The 18345-nt window shown below is 64.4% G+C and carries 11 protein-coding genes; 6 read left to right on the top strand and 5 right to left on the bottom strand.

What is annotated here, in order from left to right; all coding sequences use genetic code 11:
- Positions 1–28 precede the first annotated feature (28 nt).
- The 3 genes from ACG00Y_RS26885 to ACG00Y_RS26875 are packed head-to-tail and all read left to right on the top strand — an operon-like array spanning position 29 to position 6088.
- Entirely contained in the window at positions 29–1261 is a 1233-nt protein-coding gene (locus tag ACG00Y_RS26885; RefSeq protein ID WP_394484397.1) for a DUF6361 family protein, read from the top strand.
- Positions 1254–3098: a hypothetical protein gene (locus tag ACG00Y_RS26880; protein WP_394484395.1), complete on the top strand. Its 1845-nt coding sequence runs from the start codon at positions 1254–1256 to the stop codon at positions 3096–3098. Before ACG00Y_RS26885 ends, ACG00Y_RS26880 begins: the two co-directional genes overlap by 8 nt.
- The gene (locus ACG00Y_RS26875; protein WP_394484393.1) at positions 3095–6088 is read left to right on the top strand and encodes a hypothetical protein; all 2994 of its coding nucleotides are present in this window, start codon (positions 3095–3097) and stop codon (positions 6086–6088) included. The genes ACG00Y_RS26880 and ACG00Y_RS26875 overlap by 4 nt, the downstream gene beginning before the upstream one ends.
- Before the next feature lie 523 nt (positions 6089–6611).
- Here ACG00Y_RS26875 and ACG00Y_RS26870 read toward each other — a convergent pair.
- The gene (locus ACG00Y_RS26870; protein WP_394484391.1) at positions 6612–9248 is read right to left on the bottom strand and encodes an AAA family ATPase; all 2637 of its coding nucleotides are present in this window, start codon (positions 9246–9248) and stop codon (positions 6612–6614) included.
- Between the two features lie 714 nt (positions 9249–9962).
- Here ACG00Y_RS26870 and ACG00Y_RS26865 point away from each other — a divergent pair.
- From ACG00Y_RS26865 to ACG00Y_RS26855, 3 genes are all read left to right on the top strand, one after another.
- The gene (locus ACG00Y_RS26865; protein WP_394484389.1) at positions 9963–13226 is read left to right on the top strand and encodes a hypothetical protein; all 3264 of its coding nucleotides are present in this window, start codon (positions 9963–9965) and stop codon (positions 13224–13226) included.
- 231 nt (positions 13227–13457) lie between these two features.
- The gene (locus ACG00Y_RS26860) at positions 13458–13883 is read left to right on the top strand and encodes a hypothetical protein (protein ID WP_394484388.1); all 426 of its coding nucleotides are present in this window, start codon (positions 13458–13460) and stop codon (positions 13881–13883) included.
- Positions 13884–14455: 572 nt separating this feature from the next.
- Positions 14456–14755, top strand: coding sequence for a hypothetical protein (locus ACG00Y_RS26855; protein WP_394475826.1), 300 nt, complete (start codon positions 14456–14458; stop codon positions 14753–14755).
- A 206-nt stretch (positions 14756–14961) separates the two neighbouring features.
- On the opposite strand, the gene ACG00Y_RS26850 is transcribed toward ACG00Y_RS26855, so the two are convergent.
- From ACG00Y_RS26850 to ACG00Y_RS26835, 4 genes are all read right to left on the bottom strand, one after another.
- The gene (locus tag ACG00Y_RS26850; RefSeq protein WP_394484386.1) at positions 14962–15957 is read right to left on the bottom strand and encodes a relaxase/mobilization nuclease domain-containing protein; all 996 of its coding nucleotides are present in this window, start codon (positions 15955–15957) and stop codon (positions 14962–14964) included.
- Complete coding sequence (locus ACG00Y_RS26845) at positions 15954–16607, bottom strand: hypothetical protein (protein WP_394484384.1); 654 nt, start codon at positions 16605–16607, stop codon at positions 15954–15956. The genes ACG00Y_RS26850 and ACG00Y_RS26845 overlap by 4 nt, the downstream gene beginning before the upstream one ends.
- Positions 16608–16798: 191 nt before the next feature.
- Positions 16799–17845: a FecR family protein gene (locus ACG00Y_RS26840; RefSeq protein WP_394484382.1), complete on the bottom strand. Its 1047-nt coding sequence runs from the start codon at positions 17843–17845 to the stop codon at positions 16799–16801.
- A 2-nt stretch (positions 17846–17847) separates the two neighbouring features.
- Positions 17848–18339: an RNA polymerase sigma factor gene (locus ACG00Y_RS26835; protein ID WP_394484381.1), complete on the bottom strand. Its 492-nt coding sequence runs from the start codon at positions 18337–18339 to the stop codon at positions 17848–17850.
- Positions 18340–18345: the final 6 nt, after the last annotated feature.

The following is an 18345-nucleotide window of genomic DNA, read 5'->3' as shown; positions in this document are numbered from 1 at the left end:
TGCTCAAGAGACGAGAGGACTTCGCCGCATGACGACAGCGGCGAGCCGTTGGGAATGGCTGGATTTCGATGAGGATGAATCGCGGCAGATTCGCGACTTTCTGAGCCAGCAGGCGGAAGGCGAGGGGGTTGATCCGCTGCGCATTGGTGCCAGCGTGCGGGATCGCATGGCGGACACCCTGTTTCCGGGAACATCCACTCAGTACACGCGCCTTCGTTATGTCATCCTGGCACCGGCCCTGCTGAGCAAGCGGGGCGTGACGCTTGAGGGGCTTGTGGGAAGCCAGGCTGCGTTGAACACGGCGATCGACCTTGCGAACCGCAGCGAGAAGGGCGTCATTGGGCGGCGAAAGCGCGAGCGTGACTTCGTACGTCTGTACTGGACGGCTATCGGGGAGTGGAAGCTCCTCACGTCAGTGGTCGGGGACCGGCGCGACGTGACAGTGGAGAACGGATGGGAAGCCTTCCGCTTCTCGTGGCGGGCTGACGAGGATGGCAGCCCGCTATCGGAGGCGCGCGTTCGCTGGGACCCCAAGGTCGTGAAGCTCGCCGGCGATTTTTGGAAGCGAAAGGATTCCAAGAGTCCCAACATTCATTGCACCAAAGCGGAGGTCGACTACTTGCTGGATCGATGGCTTGCGCTGGCCGAGGAGCCAGCGCTTGCAGCGCTGGCGTCTCAGGTGAAGGCCGGCCGAGTTGTCTCGAGGGCCGCCTATCCCTGGGACGTTGCTATGACTGGCCACGCTCGCGCCAGAGACGACCTGCAGCGAGCCAAGGCCATCAGCATGGTGTGCTGGACCGCGCAATTGGCCTACAACTGCGCACTTGTCGGCCAGGCTCGAAAGCTGGAGGCAGACTCCGCAGAAGCGGCATGGCAGAAGAAGGCCGGGCAGCTGGACGCGATGCAGGAGAAGCTGGACACGCTGCTGGGCGACTGGCAAAAGGCTGTTGTCGCGGAGCTTTCCGACTTGGGTCCGTGGACGAAAGAGGAAACGTGGGAGCCCCTGGGCGACCGAAGCGCGCGACGGTTTCTTGCCGACTGCGCGAGGAGGCTCGTGGACGGCAAGAGGGACCTGACGTCCCGGGACTGGGCCGATTTGGTCAGGAAGAGGGAGAACAGCGTAAATCCGGCGCCGAAGCTGGCCCATGCAACTCACCTGGCGACCTGGTCCGGAACGCCGGAGATGGCCAACCGATGGGACTTCCGTTGGAAGGCCTGCGTCAAGACCTTCATGTTCGACGCGGAGAACCCGCATGGCTAGCCGCACAGGCCCACTCGATCCGTATGCGCGGTCGACGCTGCGCCGCGCGCTATTGCCGCCGCCCGGCTATCGGCTTGAGCAGGCCTTGGCAACCGCCTACAGCCTCGATGCGGAGACCCTCATCACCATTCCTCTCTTCGCTGCCGGACTTGACGCTAAGGGGGTAGCCACGCCGGTCGGCATCGCTAGGGTCTTCGAACTCGGCGAGCGAATGACCCTGCTTATTCAAGGCGACCGGATCTCGATTCCAGGCCGCTTGGCGTCGTCGCGCGAGCTGCTCAAGCTTGTTGGCGGCGCTGTCGTTCCGTGTTCCGTGAGGGGAGGCTCCTTCCACCCCAAGTTGCTTGTCGCGGAGTTCACGGCGCATGACGACCCATCTCGCCAGCTGTGCCGGGTTGTCGTCACCACGCGCAACCTGACCACTGACAACTCCTGGGACTCGATCGTCGTGCTCGATGAGATGGCGGGCGGAGTTGCCATCGCGGGCTTGGCGGAGGCCGTTGGCGGCTTGGCGAGGTACATCAACGACAGCAGCCATCCAGCCGTCGAGAACTGCAAGCGGATCGCAAAGAAGCTTGAGACGGTGAAGTTTCAGCCATTGCGTGGCATCGATGGTCTTGATGTCCGGCTCTTCGAACCCGGCAGCCCCAACGCTTCCAATGTGAAGGCGATGCTCACGGGCGACAACTTGCTGGTCATCTCGCCGTTCGTCAGTCCGGGACTACTGGACGAGCTTGCAGGACAGGCAGGCGCCGCGACCGCGAAGCGATGGCTTGTCACTCGACCGGTCGACATTCCGCTTTCGGCCTTTGAAAGGTACCAGGTGTTCCAGCTTACCGAGGGAGCGATCCCGTCGCACGCTTTCGCGGGTGAGGGGCGCGAGCCAGATGCTCCGCAAGCGCAGGAGACGGGCGTTGCACAGGGTCGCCTAGTTGGCCTGCACGCGAAGATCTACATGTCGACTTCGAAGAAGAATGGCACGCGCATTGTGGTCACAAGTGCCAATGCGACCACAGCCGGTTGGACGCGCAACGTCGAAGTCGCCGTGACAGGTCTTGCCCGGGCCAAGGCTTTCTCGGTGCCAGCCCTCATGGAACCGCCGGCCGACCCGAAGCCGGCGGAGGACGACGAGCTCGCATTCCGTGACCTGCTTGATCCCTTAACCCTGGAGGCGATCGAAGCAGGGCCGCAAGACCCTGAGTGGATGCAGGAAGTGCAACTTTGCCTGGCTGGTGCAACCTGCGTCGGGACGATTACCAAGGGTCCGCCGAGGATGCTGCAGGTCGTCGCCAAATTTCCGCCTGACCGCGGGTCGTGGCCTGCTGAAGCAGCGGTGTCGATGCGCCCTTTCGGTCAAGCGACTGACGACTGCCCGATGGTGGTCCACCGGAGCGAACTTGCCGCCTCCATAGCCGTCGAGGCGGGGGCCGAACTGGTCCCCTTTGTGGTCCTAACGATCCAGACCGCCAGAGACCGACCTCTGGAGGTGGTGCTCGCCATGAAGCTGGAGGGCGATATCGACTGGTGCCGCGAGCACGCGCGAGCCAGCTTGTCACGCGCAGCCAAGCCGCGGCTGTACGAGGAACTGCTGTGGCACTTTGGCGTGAGAGGCGGGTTACGCAAGTCCGCCGCGAAGACTCCGCCCGCGAACTCTACGAAGGCAAAGGCCGGCGACGACGCCATCCTTCCCATCCTGGAGAAAGTGCTGCTGCGCGTTCATGGCGCCGATGCGAAGAACGAGATCCAGATGATCGACAGCTTGCTTTCCGGAGTCGAGGACGCCCCTGAATTCGAGAGTCTGGTTGGGATGTGGAACCTCATCAAGGCATCGCTGTGACGTCCGCAGGCCGCGCCCTTCTTGACCCAAACCTGCTCGAGTTCCAACGTCGGACCATCGACTACGCGCATCAGCGTATGTTTGTTGAAGGGCAACGGCGTTTCCTCGTCGCAGACGAGGTTGGGTTGGGCAAGACAAAGGTGGCGCAGGGCGTCATCGCGCTCGCGACAGCCGGGAAGCCGCGAAACGTCCTCTACCTCGCATCGAGCAGCCATATCGTCGGCCAGAACCTTCGCAAGCTGGCGACTGGGGCGGTCGTGCCTGCGGCCCAGGGTTCGTTGAGCCTGCTGGCAATGCGGGTGCACGGTCATGTCGTGCAAGGCGAGCTGATCGGCCTGACGCCGATCAAAGACTTGCGGGGTGACCATTTCGGGTCGGCCCATGAGCGGGCGCTGCTGTATCGCCTGTTGTGGCGCAAGCATCGGGCGCTGATGGCGCAGCCGCGAGTCAGGAAGATGTTCCAGGGGCGAGCCAAGGACGTCACCTTCGATGGCCACTTCAAAACGGCCATACCGCCTTCCCTGTACGACGATTTCGAGAGGCACCTCCCCGAGAACATCGTTCAGGCGCTCTCGGACCGAACATACCGTGAGAAACACAGGCGGCTGATCGTCGGTGGCCTGCGCGCGGCTTTGGCGAGATGCGCATTGGAGAAGCTTGATCCGGCGATCGTCGTCGTAGACGAGATCCAGCGGTTTTCCTCAGACCTGATGGCCGGCGTGCCGACGCCTCAGGTTGCCTACATGCTGGAGCGTCCACTGCTCGTTCTTTCCGCGACGCCGTATCAGGCGGATGCTCCAAGCGGCGAGCCTGAGCCGCACAAGGGCTTCATGGACCTTGTAGGGTTCCTCAATCACGGTGTATCCGGAAGAGCGGCGCGTGTCAGAGCCGCTCTGAAGGAGATGGAGCAGTCCTTGCAGGATGAAAAGGTCAGCAGGGAGCGCGTGGCCGCTGCGGCTGGAAAGCTCGAGAAGCTGCTGCGCTTGTTCATGGCCAGGACTGAGCGGCCTCATGACGCGCACGTGGAACGGGTCGTCGTCAACGCGGCTCTTGACAAGAACGACCTCGCGGCGCTCCGGCAAGCGATCGCCTTGCTCAAGGCGGCCAGTCCTTCTACCAAGGATCGGCGGCATCGGTTCGCTGAGTTTTTCGAGCTGTGGAAGTCCACGCCGTACCTGCTCAGCGCCCTCGGCGACAAGTACGCGGCGGGCCGCGACATTCGCGAGCTGTTGAAAAAAGGGCCCAGGCGGCTGCGGGCGCCGTCGGCCCTGACGGTCGGGCAACTGGAGCGCAACAGCTCGCTCGGCGACATTGGGCATCCTCGGCTGCGCGCCCTGATCGGGGCAATGGGCCGTGATGCGCAGGACCACCGCTTGTGGCTTGCGCCGACCGTCCCCTACATCTGTGACCCAGATCGGATTCCAGGCGTTGGTCCGTCCAAGACCCTAGTGTTCACCTCATGGTCGGCAGCTCCGCCAGCCATTGCGACCGCCTTGAACCTGCATGCCGAACTGCGTCCCAGCGGGAAGAAGAAGGACCTGAAGTTCTCGCGAATCAGCAAGCGCACTGGAGTGGAAGAGACTGTGCGGTCCACCTACGTCCTGGCCGCCCCGCTTTGGCGATTCGCCGGCCACAGCGATCCGTTCGTGGCCATGCGCGGGGCAGGCCATCCGCTGGATACGGCAGAAATGGTAGCGCGCGTGCGCCGGCAACTGCTGGACGCGAAGCTGCTGAAGGTGTCGCCTGCCGCGAAAGGCGCCAAGTCCGTGGAGACCGCCGTGGCCCTGAATGCCGGGGCAGACTATCCGCCGCCTTCAGGCCGGGCGCGATCGACCCTGCAGGCTGCTAGCGACCTCATGGCAGCGGTAGGCCGCCAGGATTCAGCCAGCGTGACCCCCGGTGTTGCAAGTGAGCTTGCGATGATGGCGGCTGCCGCTCCGGGCACCTGCGCCTACCGGGCCTTGCGGCGCGCCGTCCCTGGACTGGGCAGGAAACCCGCTCGCGGCGCATGGCTGTCTGCAGCGCTCCGTATTGGAAGCAGCATCGTTCGCCTGTTCCAGCGACCAGCCGCCGTGGCCATCGTCGAGGCTTCCTTTGGTCGCTCGAAGGCGGATTATTGGCAGAAGGTACTGCGGTTCTGCTTGGTGAACGACCTGCAGAGCGTGCTCGACGAGTACCTCTTTCTTCTTGCCCGCGACAGTTCCGAGAAGAACCCGAGCAAGGTAGCGATGTCGCTCGCGGAAAGCGTAGAGGTAGCCTTGAGCACAGCTGGGGGCCTGCACGTTGTCCGGCCCAGGCCGTCGTCGAAGGAGCAGCCAGCTTCGAGGTCGTCGTACGGCGTGGCCATGTTCGCGCGATCCTTAGGTGAACATGACAGCTTTCCCGACGAAGACGCGAAGCCAACCAGGGCAATGTCTGGTGCGGGCCCGCATGGCAGCCCCTTGCTGGCCGCCTTCAACTCGCCGTTTCCGCCCTTCGTGCTGACCACGACCTCCACTGGACAGGAAGGGCTGGACATGCATCGGTACTGCCGGCGGCTCGCCCACTGGAACCTTCCTGTGTCACCACTGGCACTGGAGCAGCGCGAAGGACGGATCGATCGGTACCTTAGCCTGGGCGTGCGAACAAACATCGCAAAGTTGGAACTTCCGGTCTGGAAGGACGGCTCGCAGGTGCGGCTTGGGCGCGAAGGTCCCTGGCACCTGCTGTTGGGCGAAGCAGGGCGGCGGAAGGACGCCCATGCGAGCATGCTAGCGCCGTATTGGCATTTTGGCGCTGGACAACCGATCAAGGCGCTCGCCATCAACGTGCCGTTCTCGCGGGAAGAGACAACCTGGGAGCGGCTCCAGGAAGAGGCGAGCTGGTACCGATTGGTCTTGGGTCAGCCTGATCCGCGCCGGCTCCTGGAGCGGCTGGCCAATGGTGATATTGAAAACCAACGCCAGATCGCGGGTCTTCGGTTGGACCTGGCGCCTAGGCCGAAGAGATGAAGTCACCCGACTGCGCAAAGTGCGCAGTGTGCTGTCCTCGCCCGTTGTGGAGATGGCCTGCGCTCCTCATTTCCGCCGGGCCTGACCCACTTATACGCTGATTTTCTTTCAAGCTCCAGTCCGGCAACCGTCTGACGATGTACACCTCCCGCGACCCGACAAGCAATTCAAGGTCAGTTTCGACGCCTTCTAAGAATTAGTAGGGAAGGTCCCCAAAACGTAGAACCACACCGCAATGCGGACTCGGTGAGCTTCTGCTCCCAGCCTGGTGCTGACATAGCCAGGCGACCGGCTGGTCCGCAGCGTGTCCGGTCCGTCAGTCACCAAAGCTGAACTCACGCTGCCGGCTGCATACCGGTCACTGACTGACTGGCCCCCGGGGTCGTCCGTTGACCTGCTAGTCGCCCTCCTTCCCTGCTTTTCCTCCCTGTGCAGGGGGCCTACCGTGATGACGGCGATAGGGCTTTGCACGCCCCGGGCTACGCGCCGATGCTTACTTTGCTGCCCTGACAACGGCCACCGTTCATCGCCGTGCTGGATTCCGTAGGGCAGTCACGGCGGCATCAAGCGCGCCCACTGCCTCCACAATGTTCCTGACGGTGGCTCCATCGAATTCATGCCCTCGCACTGCGTCGTGAGTGCCGCTGTTCAGATACCCCCATTCGATGGAATTGCCGGCCACTCCAGTGAGGGCCGTCAAGGCCTGCACCGCTGGCGCCGCAGCCGGAAACTGCTCAGTGATGCGACCTACAGCGGCGCGAAGCTTCACGCACTTGTTGTTCAACTCCCATGGCATCCCTGGGCCGGCGAGCTTTAGTTCAAGGCGGCCGTCAACACGGTTTCCGAACCAACGCCACAGCTGATCGGTCAGCGCCTCGATTGCCGGCCGGGAGTGTCTGAGGGCATCACGCCTCTCGTCCTGGGCCAGCGCTTCCTGTGCCCGCAGCACGTAGTTCTTGGTTGGCGGGTCGCCGTCCACATTGAGTTCATGCTCGCCAGCGTGCGGAAGGAATTTGAACCGCTTGATTTGCCCCGCTCGGGCCGCTCCCAGTTCCTGCTGAATGCGGTCTAGGAACTCTTGTGCATGCGATGTCAGGATGACCTGCTTGCCATCGAGATGACCGTCTTCGAAGAACGTGCGCCAGATGCCGCTCCGGTGGTCATCGTCGATTGCGTTGACCACGTCGTCGAAAATTACCGCAGGGCACCGCTGCGCGATGTTCTTGGCCAGCAATATCGCGAGACCGAGGCAACGAATGTGCCCTTCGCTGAGGATGACCAGGGCGTCATAGCGTCGGTTCTGCTCGCCAGCGAAAACGACTTCAATCTTTTCGTTTTCGGCTTGCGGCAGCGAGAGGGCGTGCAGCAAATCTCCAGGCGGGTCACCGCGATTGAAAGCGTTGTACAGCGCCTTGGCCTGTTCGTTGAGTCCTTGAAGCAGTTTTGCAGGCAGCGCCTCGAGGTACCGCTCTAGCGCCGGCAGGAACGCGTCGTAGGCGGTCTTGATTCGGAAGTGAAGCCGGAGAACCGGCTCCTCTTCGAACGCCTGCTTGATGAGTTCGCTGTTCGCTTCGTCGAACGCTGCGATGACCGCTTGGGCGGCGCCAAACTCACCCTGCAACGTGTCTTTTCGGGTTCGGAGCGCCTCTACTTCCAGGCGCAATGGTTCCAGCGTCTTGCGCTCTTCGATGTGCGCTACTCGATCGGCAATCTTTAGCCGGCCCTTTGTGTCCTTGTCTTCCACCTCGCCAGCCACAGTGACCAGGCGCGTCCACGGCGATGGCACGCCATTCGCACCTTCCGCGAACCAGTCGTCAGGCAGCTTCTCAGGCAGGGGCGGCAGCGCAGCTTCTTCCAGCGCCTTCGGGGCCACAGCTCTGGCAGCTGAGATGGTTCGGGCCATCTCGGTGCGCAGCGTCATCGACGCTTGACTATGGGCGTCCTGGAGGTCGCGCAGCTCCTGCTGCAGCACGGCCAGTTCCTCCAATTCCTTTAGGCCCTTCGCTGCTCGGTCGAAGGGATTCGCGTGGACATGCGCAAGGTCCGTTCCGCAAGCAGGGCAAGTCGTGGCGCCCTCTGCCAGCGCTGCCACTGCCTGATACAACTGGGCGTACGAGACCTCCTGTGCGCGTGCACTGAGCTTTAATGTCGCCTCGCTTGCAAGCTCTTGGTTTCGCTGCTTTTCCGCTAGGAGGTATTGCAGCCGCTCGCGGGTAACGTCCTGAATGGTCGGTCCGTCTTCGTCGATGATGGTCTGGATTGCGGCCAGCCGGCCAATCGCCTCACCGGCGCCAAGCAACCACGCATAGGCTGCAGCGTAGGTTTGACCGGGCCGAATCCTCTCGGCAAGCGCCGCTTCCGCGGCCTCGTGCGCCTTCAACTTCTCTGGGAAGTCCTTGATGACTTGGTAGGAAGTCGCCAGCTGCTCCCGTCGCGCCTTCAGCTGTGTCGCGCATGGCCCGGCCAGGGTGAGGCTCTCGTCTAAGGACTGATTGAATCCGCGCACGAAGTCGTTGAACTGGTCGACACCAAACAGAGTGGCAATCAACTGCCGCTGGTCGCCGGGGGTGCGTGCTGCAATCCTGGCGAAGTCATCGAGGCGATTCTTCTCGATGAAGCAGAACCGAAACTCGGCCTCATCAGCCACCAGCGCGGCTGCCTCCGCCTCGCCTGTGCGCGTTGTCAGCACGGGGCGGACATGTCTCCGAAGTCGGGCGTTGTTGCAGTATTGCTGGAGGTCGACGCGCTTTGCCACCGCCTCGCTGATGGTGCCAAGCATGGCCGTCTCCACGGCCTCGCAGAAGCTGCTCTTCCCGGTGCCGTTCGCGCCGTACACAAGGGTGATGTCATGGCTCAGGTCAAAAGTCTCCTGTGCCATGAAGCCTCGGAAGGGACCGACGGTCAGCTGCTGCAGACGGAAGGCTGGCGGCGCCTCGTGCTCAACGGGAAACTCCGCAGCGCGGTGCGTTGCTGCCGCCGCCAGGTGGCGAACCGCCAGCGGAACAAGGCGTGTGGACCGAGCCCGCCGCGTGGCTCCAACTTCAGCCAGTGCGTCCAGGTGTTCATACACAACAGACGCCAGACGGCGCGCGTCGTCAGAAACCTCCCTGGCATCCAGGTCGCGAAGGAACCGCTGGTATTCCGAACGAATGCTGCTCATGGAGCTTTCTGCTTTGCCGCAGACTGCATCGAGAACGCAAGAGAGTTCGTCGAGTCAACCATGTGTCCTCCCAGGACGGCTTGTGTGTGTGCGTCGGATGCTACCCACAACATCGGTGCGGCTGCAGCAAATCGCAGCAGTCATCCCTCTCTGGGTGCGTGGCGCTTTTGCACGAGACCTGGAGGTCAGGCAGATGGGCGGCTTCGCAGCGGTTTCTGACCGTCGCGGCCGGCGTGGCTACGACAGCAAAGTGCCCAAAGCCGAAAGTCGCCGACCCGCGGCTACGCTGATCTCGGTCGATCGCGCTTCAAGGTCTGAGCGGCCGCTCCCGCCATAACCGGCCGCTCGGGTTTGCGCCGCCTGACCGGCAGCTTCGCGATCCGAACCCGTCGCTCGAAAGTGCCCCGCCGCACCGTACCCGGTTCAGCGGCCGCTTCTGCTCGGCGCGAGCGGCTCAAACGACCCGTAGGCTGCGTGGCCGTTTCCGGTGTAAGCCGGAGCGGGTAGATACCTTCAAAGGCCGCATTTCGAGTCGGCACATTTCGGCGCACAGGCGCGCGCCTTTCGCATGCCTTGGCGGGATCACCGGGTCGCAACTCCCGTGAGTCAATGCGCTGGTGAATATCCACGGTTGCGAGCTTCCTGTTGCGTCCGGACGCTCCTACGGTGACGCCGTATCCTCCGGTCCCCTTATCGCCACACCCTCCCATCGTCATGAAGCTCCCCTGGACCGCACCCACCGCGAGGGACATCGTCGATGAGGTCAGCGCCCTCAGTCATGACCAGCGATTCCGCCGGATGATCGAGCTTGGACGGGAGTCGGCCCAGAATCGCCGGCTGGCGCAAGCGCTGCAGACCCTGGCGGGCTCGGAGGTGCACTACGAGCGGTTGTTGGCCGTGATGGCCGCGTCGGGGTCGCGGGATGTAGGCGTCATTGCCGGCTTCCTGGGCGATCCGTCTCAATCCCTCGCCCTGCGCGCCGCGCGACTCGCTGCGCGGACGGTTCCTGACGACGTGGTGCTCGAGCGGATGCCCGGTCTGGCGCCGCGCTGTCGCCAGACCCTGGCCTGGCGGCTATGGAAGGCGGGCCGGGCGCACGTCAACGATGCGGTGCACTCCCGGCTGTCGCAGGCGGACTGTTTGCCTCTTCTGCCTTGGACCAGTGATGCCTTCATCGCTGCAAGGCTCGCCACTGACGAAATTGCTTCACTCGCACCCTCGCTATGGGCAACGCTGGCCCAGCGGCTGCCGGGGGGCACCCGCGATTCGTTAGTTCGCGAACTTGAGGAAGCCGAGCCGGTCTCCTACGTCCTTCGCCTGAGGGTCGTGGCAGCCCTGCATGGCCTGCTACGCCAGGATCGCGACGCCGGCCTGACGCTGCTTGCGGCCGCGGCAGGCCGGATGCCGATCACGACGCTTCCATTGGGCCGCTACGCGGCGCACTTCCCTCAGGCTGTGGCCGACATCCTGCTGAATCACGCAGGCACGGCGCGTGTCGGTTTTCCGGTCAATGTGCTGAATAGGCTGGATCCCGAGACCCTATGTACTCTGCATGCGGCGGATGCGCTGCCGAACCTGCAGGCCGTATTCCCTCGGCTGACGCCAGTGCTGCGCGCAGCGCTGTACGGCCTCGCAGGTGAAGGGTGGCGAGCGCCCAGCGGCGCGGTGCCCGTCTCGCTGGTACGCGCGTTATCGAAGGAGACGCGTCAGTCAGAAGCACGCCGTGCTTTCTCAGCGCGCCTCCTCGAAACAGAGCCGATGACGCGCGTGGCATTCCTCGGCTGCCTGCCGTTTGCTGAGGCTTCGCAACTGGCGCGGCCTTACCTGTCGCAGCCGGATGGCGAGCTGCGCGCGCAGGCTGTTGCTGCCGTGGTCCATTCCGCCCGCTATGAATCCGCGAGCTTGGACGCCGTGCTCGACTTCTGCATGGCACGTGACAACGAGCAGGATCCGGTGCGGCTCGCGATGTTCACGGCACTGGCGGCGCTGCCTGTCTCTCGCTGGGAGGCCAAGCACCTTCCCAGCTTCACAGCGCTGATCGATGCGGCGCTTCGCGCGCGTGACTGCTCGTCCATGACCATGTCGGCTGCGGTGCAGTGGCTGATGGGGGTCATCGTCTTGCACTCCGATTTCGTCGCGGCCGCCTTGCCCCGTCTGGTCGAGCGGCTGGGAGGCATTGGTAGGATCGGCGCGGCCCATTGGGAATCGCGCATGAGTGACCGGGAGATGCTGCGCGTTGCGCCGCCGCTGATGCCGATGCTGGAGACCTGGGTCCAGCGCAATCAGGGGGGCGTGGCCGTACGGCTGATCCTGGCATTCGGTCGCCGCGCGAGGGCGGTCGAACCCTTCACCGATCTCCTGCTCGCACTTGCCCGCGACGGCCGCGCCCATGACGCCCGCTCGGGCCTCGAGGCCTTGGCGCACATCGGCCCTCCGAAGCGATTGGACGAATGGATCCCACCTTTGCTCGACCGAGAGCCTGGCTGGATCACGGTCAGCACCGTGGCTCACCACCTGCACGGGAACCGGCAAGACCTGTTGACGCCGTTCCTGACCCCGCGCCCGTTCAGTGGCCGGTTCTCCTCCGGCCAGGCAGCCTTCCTGCCGACCTTTGAGCGCGGCTTCGAGCGTTGGACCGCGGCTCAGCAACAGCGCTATGGCGACTCGCTGCTTGCGATTCTGAAAAGCTCCAAACGCAATGCCTGGGAACTGTATGGCGTTGTCAGGCGATACGCCGCAATGCCGTCGCTCGCGTTGGATCCGGTCATTCGGCTCGCTCGCCTGGAGTCCCCTGATGCCGCGCTGCGCGACAAGGCGCTGGAAGCACTCGGGCGCGCGGACGGCGGCCGTGGAGTCCCCACGCTGATCTCCGCGCTCGATGACGCGCGCGCCCGCGTCGCGATCTACGCCTTGCGGCAATCGGTGATCGCCATGCCGGCTGCGCAGGCACTCCGGCTGATCGGCCAGGTGCCACGGGACAAGGTCACCGTGGCCAAGGAACTCGTGCGACTCGTCGGCGACCTACGGAGCGACGCTGCGTACAACTTCCTGGAAGGCTTCGATGAGGGCGCGTCGCTGCACCCGGACGTGCGCATCGCGCTGCTGCGCGCGTACTGGAACTTCCTCGACAAGCCGGAGACCTGGCTGCGCCTTCGCGACGCCGCGCTCGACGGCTCTCCGGCGTTGGCGCGTTCCACGATCCGTGTGCCCCAGGTCGGATTGACGCCTGAAGGCCAACGCGCGTGGGGGCAGCACATGGCCCTGTTGCTTCAACATGCCGACGCGCTCATTCGCAAGGAAACTCTCGAGCGCCTCGTTCAGATGCCACCAGCGAAAGGGGAGTCGTCCCTGCGGGACGCCCTCGTCGGGCAGCTCGACGACATCGACACCGCGCTGGTTCAACTGGCGGCACAGGTTCTGCTCGCAACCTATGGCCGCACCGCTGGCCAAGCTTTGGCGGCCAACTTCGCTGCGGTGAAGCAGCCGAGTTCGCTCGCGGCCATCGTCTCTTCATACCGTCATCTCAGGCGCGAAGGCGCGGCGGAACTCACCACCTCTGCGGCCCCGCTTGCGGATGCGCTGATCGATCGACGCTGGCACCTTGGTCAAGCCGTCCAGGTAGCGCTCACCGTCTTCGCGCCCGACCAGGCCTTGGATCTGCTTCTTCGATTGCAGGCCAAGAGCTTGCTGCACCCGGGCGTCGTCGTAGACGCGGTTGCTTCGATGGCCCAGTGCGTGGCTGGCCGAAGCGAGCAGAGCCTTGTCACGCTGGAGGGGACACTGGGCGGGGAGGCGTCCGGAGCTCTTCGCCGCATCGGGTTGGCGCTGCTTTGCGAACTGGCAGCGAAAGGCGGCTGGAGGTCCGAAGCGCGTCGGCGGTTGGAGACGTATCGCGGAGATCCGGATCAATGGGTGTCCGATACGGCGGATCTCGTGCGTGTACCGAGCGAGGCGGCGAATGCGAACCAGACGGGATAGTGTTCTTCCTCGTCAAGCAGGCGACCCCGACCAAGCAATTGCCACCACCGCTGCTTGACCTACGCCGATGCCTAGGTTCGATACGACAAGCGGGCTAAAGAGCAGCCCAAAAGGCAATGCGCTCATGGATGTGTATGAGTCAATCTGACTGCACCCGGCCACAACCTGCCGCTAGCGAGTGACCGGTCGCGCGCGGCCCAACGTTTAGGTCGGGCGTATCCTCCCCGCACGATGCAGCTTGCCACTATGACCTTTGTTAAACACTCGTCGCTTCTCCTCCTTTGTGCATTGACAGTTGTCAGTGCCTACGGGGCCGAAGTCAATGACCTATGTAAGGCAAACGACAAGGCGCTGATCGCACTTCGTTCAGCGGCCGTCAACCGCGATCCTGTTGAGGAGGATGAGGAACTGTTTGAGCTCAACCAGCCCCAACGCGTCAAGGTCGCGAAGGCAGTTCGCTGGGCAGTGGCAGAGGCGCTAATTCGTCGCGGATTGGTCCGAAGTATTGAGCAACCGACGAAAAGCCGTCAGTTCATCTTCTTTGGGATTTCTGGCACGAAGTACTCCTCAACTTATCCTGCAGGCGCGCATCCTTACGCCATCGCTGAACAGGTCGATCCCTGCGGTATGTTCATTTCGCTTCAATCCGTGGATTGAGGTTGCTATGTTCCTCAACACATCGGTGGGCGGACGGCGGCAGGGCCCTTGCGTCGAACGTTGAGCGACCGCTTTTGGGCAACGAGATCACCGTAGCGTAGGGCCGCAACGGGTCGGGAGCAACCGTTCGACCCGTCGAGCAGCAGACATTCATCCCAGCTTGAACGGGGCGAGCGGTGGCCAGACCGCTTCGATGGCTGCTTCACCCCCGACAGCGGTCGTCGCTGCCGGCACGACGCCAGGCACGCCGATGACGGCTTCGTGTCCCGGATCGTGAACCTGGCAACCTGCCGCGGATGACCGCAACCGCTGCGATCCGCCGCTCGCCGTCGGTCTCGAACTTCGGCCTTGGGCACGAAGCTGTCGCTCGACACGGTAGGGGTTGGCCCGCAGCTGGACGGGAAGCCTCGGTCATTCCCCATACCTGAACGCCGCCATCGGAAAGAGCCCGCAGGTCAGCCACGCCGCCGCCCAACTGACGCGATTGGCGTGCAATCAGTACACGCAGCAAAAGAGCCAACTGGCAGCTGAAAGCCAGATGGCGGAACATCGGGCATTCAAAGGAGGCTGCAATGACCCAGGACACCCCGCCCGAGGGCGGTTTCAACAAGCTGGTCGATGAACAACTGGAGCTGGCTGCGGTCAAGCTGCCTGCGCTGACGCCTGTGCATCCGTCACCAGTCGACCATGAAGAGCTGAAGGCCGCCCATGCCAGCATCGAAGACGTGCTGCTGGGCAACGCTGAGGCCACGCCCGAGATGCTCGAAGAGATAGCGGCACTTCAGGATGCCCCCGAGCTCAGCGAAGAGGAGTTGGCGCGCCAGGCGTTGGCCCACGGTGGCGCCGACAACGACCCAGCGACACCGGAGTAGGTCGCAGCCTGCCAAGTTCGGCTACGCCGAGGCGTCGCACGGGCTGGGCCTTTGCCAGCGGAGGACCGGCGGATTGTGTTGGAGGCCGCTGGCCCGGGCTCTTGCAAAGCCTTTGCTTCAGGACAGGCGCCGCCAGCACCGTCACACGCATCGTCTTCGCGACGGTGAAACACCTGCGCCGGAGGCGCCTTCGCGATGGACAGTGATCAACGACTGATGTCCGGTGACGGTCGGCTTCTGCCAACTCCGGGCGGCGAGAGCTCGTTTGAAGGCCGATGCTGCCGCGACGGCACCTTGGACCCTTGAACGAACTGCTCGCGAACGAATGTCGTGCCGCGCACGAAGGCCGCCACCCTCTCCGCGAGCTGGCGATCCTCGGCAACCTCAGACGCCGCCAGCGCCTTCATGATGTGCGCCCAGCTCACCATCGCATCGGCACGACTCTGCGTGCCGGCTCGCCCAGTTGTCGTGGCGGCCGAAACAGCTCGCAGGCGCCCCTCTTCCTTCGCCTTGATCCGCCACAGCGGCTCAAAGTTCCGGCTCTCCCCGCGCGAGGGCTGCCGCGTCGCTTCTGCATCAATACCCCAGCCGCGCAACTTCTCGGCGAACGTCTCCCGCCACCGCTGCAGGTCCGCCTTGCGAGGATTCAGACGCTTGCCCGATGCCGCCTCCGCCCGCACGCTCAGGTGGACATGCGGATTGGCTTGGTGCTCGTGCAGCACCATGACGTAGCGATGCCCCGCCAGTTCGGTCTGTGCGAACTCACGCGCCGCCTTCTGCAAGAGAGCTGCATTTGTGCCGGCCGGCATCGACAACATGATGTTCAAGGCTTCCCGCCGGTGGCCTTCCTCTGGGATCAGTGAACCGCCGTAGCGCCACTGCTCCGCCAGGTCTCGCACGGCTTCCTTGCCCGTGCGAGCCACCTCGCGGTCGTCCTCGATCTCCAGCTTGCCGTTCTTGCTGATGTACCGGAAATGCGCCGCGATCGCCGCCATCCCTCGGCCACCGCCCGTCACCTTGACCATCACCTGCGGCGCCCGCCGCACTGTCGCTTCGATGCGCCGCCGGATCACGGCAGCCTTGCGCCGCAGCATCGCGTCTAGACGCGGCAGCGGCGCCGACTTGACGATCCGGTTGCCGGGGTAGAACAGCCGTTCGCCCCACTGCACCAGAACACCGTCGATGTGCTGGCCACTGGTCATCTCCGTGGCCTCCTGGCCGGCCGGAGTTCGGCAACCAACTCAGCTGCAGTGGCAAGGTGCTGCCGTACACCCTTCGTCAACGAAGTGAGGCTGGCGCGATAGGGCTCCAGCTGAGGGACAGAGGCCCGGCCGAGCACCCGCAGGAACGCGTTGAGATCGGCGGACAGCGCGGCCAGGCGATCCGTGGACGCCATGAGCGCCTTCACAGCCGACGCGTGGTCCGCAGGCATGGCGACAGGCGCCACGCCATCCAGTAGCGAGGAGACGTAGTCGCCTTGCGACATGTCGGCGGCGCGCGCCCGCGAGGTCAGCGACGTTGCATGAGCGCGCGAGACGCGCAGTGTGACTTTCACGATTCCGCGCGCCGGGGCGTCAGCAGGCGTGGTGATGGCGGTCTCATCGCCGCTTGGGCGGTCATCGAGCAGTAGCAGAACAGCGCGCCTCGTCAGGACGGCGGCTGTCGTGTGCAGTCGCTGAGCCTGCGCACGGAGGCGATCACCCAGGCCGCGCAGCTCCACGCACACACGGTCGCGTGAGTTCCCTTTCCCTGGCTTGTGCGGCGCACTGGCCACGCTCTCTGTGAGCGGCGTCGCGACAGCACCCAGCAGGTCAAGCTGCTGATGCTCGCTCTCGCGCCCGGTGGAGACCATGAACCCTATCGTGCGACCAGCCTCTCCGATGCGATAGATCCCGAACGCTGGGGCGTAATCCGTCCCAGAAGCGCCATGCATGTCTGTCGACGTCCCGAGGCTTCCCAGATTGTTGGCTTGGTGGTCACTATTCGTAGCAACTCTGCAGCGCCAGGCCCGCATCAGCCTGCGCGCTGGGCTGAGTGCCCGGCCTACGGCTGGACGAGTTCCAGCCGATCACCATGGTTGCGCACGACCAGGCCATGCAAACTGGCCATGGCTTCGGCGAAGCTGACGTTGTCGCCCGTCTTGACCACGCCGCTCACGCGCCTGTCGCCCACCGTGCCGGACACGACGATCGACACGCGGTCGTAGCGGTTCATCTCCTCCACCGCTTCGCGCAGCGACACATTGTCAAAGCGGGCCTCGCCCCGCTTCCAGGCCAGCACCTGATCCATCAGGGGCCGATCCACGCGGGTCGCCGTGGCAGGGCGCTGCGCTTCATCTGAACGGCTGAGGCGCAGGCGCTGGCCGGGCACCATCACCAACGGCTTTTCCAGCCGGCGTCCCTCGCTTGCAGCGCTTCGTACCACCACCTGGCCTTCAACCAGCGTCACGGCAAGCGCTTGGTCACCCGGCTTGGCTGCGGGTGACGCCTTCACCAGGAAAGCGGTGCCGGTGGCGACGACCTCGGTGCCGGCAGCCTGGACGACAAACGGACGGCTGGCATCCTTGGCGACCTCGAACAGGGCTTCACCGCGCTCGACCTTGACGGTGCGCTGGGACTCAGCGAAGTCCACCCGGATCCGGGTGGACGTGTTCAGCGACAGGCGGGTGCCGTCCTGAAGCACCACGACGCGTTGTTCGCCGACGCCGGTGTCGTAGACATCCTCGGCGCTCCAGGGACGAAGCGCCAGCACGCTCGCGACCAGCGCCAAGGCAATGGCCAGGCTTGAGCGCCAGGGCAAGGACCGCGCTGCCCTGCCAATGTCTGGCAGTTCGCGGGCCGCAGTTGCGGTGGCGTAGCCCGCAAGCGTGAGTCTGGCCACGTCCTGCCAGGTGTCGGTGCAACGCTCGAAGGCCAGCCGGTGTGCGGCGGACCGGGCCTGCCAGGCGCGACACTCCCGCTCCATCTGCGGGGTGCGCTGGCCGCCATGCAAGCGGGTGATCCACACAGCGGCCTCCGCGGCCACGTCCTTCGGCACGAGCGGTGGTCCCTCGGGCTCCGCCGCCCCGGCGGACGCCTGACGGCGATCCATCGCTACCAGCCTTCCATCCAGGTCGTGAGCTGCAGCGTGGCCTTGGCGATGTGCTTGTGGACGGTCGTGGTGCTCAGGCCGTGCAGCCGTGCGAGCTCGACGATGGTCAGCCCGTCGAGTCGGTGGGCCAGGAAGATGCTCCGCGTGGTCTCGCTCATACGGCTGACGCCGAGGCTCAAGCGTTCGAGCCGCTCCTTGGCGAGCAGCGTGGCCTCGGCCGTGGGCGCGATGTCGATGAGGACGACGTCCTCCACCAGCACCTCGTCACCGCGCGTGGTCTGCGCGCGATGGGCGTCAACGGACAGGTTCAGCGCGGTGCGCATCAGGAAGGCTTCGGGTCGCTCGACGGGCTGGTCGCGCTCATAGCAGGCCAGCCGAACCCAGGCTTCCTGCACCAGGTCATCGGCTTCGTGTGCGTTGCGGCCACGGCGCATCAAGGCGCTGCGCACCCGCGCGAGCGTCTCGCGCAAGTTCTTGACCAAGGCTGCCGTCATGGGCAG

It is taken from the genome of Pelomonas parva (genome assembly GCF_043555835.1).
In the GTDB taxonomy this organism is placed as follows: domain Bacteria; phylum Pseudomonadota; class Gammaproteobacteria; order Burkholderiales; family Burkholderiaceae_C; genus Pelomonas; species Pelomonas parva.
Note: the sequence above shows the minus strand (reverse complement) of the source record. Positions and strands in the feature narration are given on the sequence as shown.

Excerpts from the sequence above, each read along its gene's own strand:
- ACG00Y_RS26865 (WP_394484389.1), top strand. The coding sequence starts at position 9,963 with ATGAAGCTCCCCTGGACCGCACCCACCGCGAGGGACATCGTCGATGAG.
- ACG00Y_RS26880 (WP_394484395.1), top strand. The coding sequence starts at position 1,254 with ATGGCTAGCCGCACAGGCCCACTCGATCCGTATGCGCGGTCGACGCTG.
- ACG00Y_RS26835 (WP_394484381.1), bottom strand. The coding sequence starts at position 18,339 with ATGACGGCAGCCTTGGTCAAGAACTTGCGCGAGACGCTCGCGCGGGTG.
- ACG00Y_RS26840 (WP_394484382.1), bottom strand. The coding sequence starts at position 17,845 with ATGGATCGCCGTCAGGCGTCCGCCGGGGCGGCGGAGCCCGAGGGACCA.
- ACG00Y_RS26870 (WP_394484391.1), bottom strand. The coding sequence starts at position 9,248 with ATGAGCAGCATTCGTTCGGAATACCAGCGGTTCCTTCGCGACCTGGAT.
- ACG00Y_RS26860 (WP_394484388.1), top strand. The coding sequence starts at position 13,458 with ATGCAGCTTGCCACTATGACCTTTGTTAAACACTCGTCGCTTCTCCTC.
- ACG00Y_RS26855 (WP_394475826.1), top strand. The coding sequence starts at position 14,456 with ATGACCCAGGACACCCCGCCCGAGGGCGGTTTCAACAAGCTGGTCGAT.
- ACG00Y_RS26885 (WP_394484397.1), top strand. The coding sequence starts at position 29 with ATGACGACAGCGGCGAGCCGTTGGGAATGGCTGGATTTCGATGAGGAT.
- ACG00Y_RS26850 (WP_394484386.1), bottom strand. The coding sequence starts at position 15,957 with ATGACCAGTGGCCAGCACATCGACGGTGTTCTGGTGCAGTGGGGCGAA.
- ACG00Y_RS26845 (WP_394484384.1), bottom strand. The coding sequence starts at position 16,607 with ATGGTCTCCACCGGGCGCGAGAGCGAGCATCAGCAGCTTGACCTGCTG.